We start from the raw sequence: 1,284 nt of genomic DNA, 5'->3' as shown, positions 1-1,284 counted from the left end.
GCCGAAGGGACGCCGCTGATGCGCTTCCTCCTCGACGCCGAGCAGCGGGAGTTCGCCCGTTCCCTGGACGGCCTGCTCACCTCCCGCGACACCCCGGCCGCGATACGGTCCTGGGCGGACGGCGACCCCGCCCCGGGGCGGGACCTGTGGGCCCGTCTGGGCGAGGCGGGGGTGTTCGCACTCGCCGTGCCCGAGAAGTCCGGTGGCTTCGGCCTGATGCCCATCGAACTGGCCGTCGCCTTCACGGAGTTGGGTCGGCACGCGGCCCCCGGGCCGTTGGCCGAGACCGTCGCCGCGGCGGCGCTCCTGGGCCGGCTCGGCGAGGACGGTGCGGCCACGGGCCGGCTCCCCGGTATCGCCGCCGGGACCACGCTCGCCTCGCTGTGCGTCCCCGCCCTCGGACCGTACGCCCTGGACGGTGACGCGGCCGACGTGGTGTTCGTCGTGGACGGGCCCGCCCTGCGGGTGGCCGGCGGATCCGGTCCCGTGCAGCCGTCGGCCGATCCGGCGCGCCGGCTGTCCCGGCCGTCCGGCGGTGAGGTCGTCGCCGAGGGCCCGGCCGTGGCCTCGGCCGCCGCGTACGCCGTCGAGGTGGCCGCGCTCGCCACCGCGGCCCAGTCGCTCGGTCTCGGCCGCGCCCTGCTGGCCCGTACCGTCGAGTACGTCACCCGGCGCACCCAGTTCGGGGTGCCCGTCGGATCGTTCCAGGCCGTCAAGCACCGGCTGGCGGACACGCTGGTCGCCCTGGAGTTCGCCGAACCCCTGGTGCACGGTGCGGCGCTCGCGCTCGCCGCCGGGGACGGGGACGCCGGCCGGGAGATCGCGGCGGCCAAGGTCACGGCGGGCGAGGCCGCCTACCGGGCGGCGCGCACGGCACTCCAGTTGCACGGCGCCGTGGGCTACACCGACGAGCTCGACCTGTCCCTGTGGATCCGCAAGGCCCGGCCGCTGCGCGACGCCTGGGGCACCCCGGCCGCCTGCCGGGCCCGCGTGCTGGCCGCCTGACGTGCGGCGGAGGCACCTACCGAGAGGAGCCGGCCGATGAGGCCGACGGAGGAGCAGGACGAGCTGCGGTCCGCCGTGCGTTCTGTGCTGGCGAAGCACCAGGGCGCGTCCGCCTGGGCCGTGTTGACGGAGCAGATGGGTGTCGCCGGGCTGGCGGTGCCCGAGGGGTACGGAGGGGCCGGGGGCGGGGCGCGGGACGTCCATGTGGTGATGGAGGAGCTGGGCCGGAGCCTGAGCCCGCTGCCGTACCTCGGTTCGGCGGTGGGCACGGCGGGGGGG

2 protein-coding genes are annotated in these 1,284 nt (G+C 77.0%); both read left to right on the top strand.

All coding sequences use genetic code 11. The features are described 5' to 3' along the window. Positions 1-18 precede the first annotated feature (18 nt). On the top strand, positions 19-1,005 hold the full coding sequence (locus tag IH13_RS0133410; protein WP_031090434.1) for an acyl-CoA dehydrogenase family protein: 987 nt from the start codon (positions 19-21) through the stop codon (positions 1,003-1,005). A gap of 36 nt (positions 1,006-1,041) precedes the next feature. Then, positions 1,042-1,284 (top strand): acyl-CoA dehydrogenase family protein (locus IH13_RS0133405; protein ID WP_031090432.1); only part of this gene is annotated, 243 nt, incomplete at its 3' end.

Source organism: Streptomyces sp. NRRL WC-3549 (genome assembly GCF_000721935.1).
In the GTDB taxonomy this organism is placed as follows: Bacteria; Actinomycetota; Actinomycetes; order Streptomycetales; family Streptomycetaceae; genus Streptomyces.
This window is presented reverse-complemented; position numbering and strand designations above follow the sequence as displayed.

Excerpts from the sequence above, each read along its gene's own strand:
- IH13_RS0133410 (WP_031090434.1), top strand. The coding sequence starts at position 19 with ATGCGCTTCCTCCTCGACGCCGAGCAGCGGGAGTTCGCCCGTTCCCTG.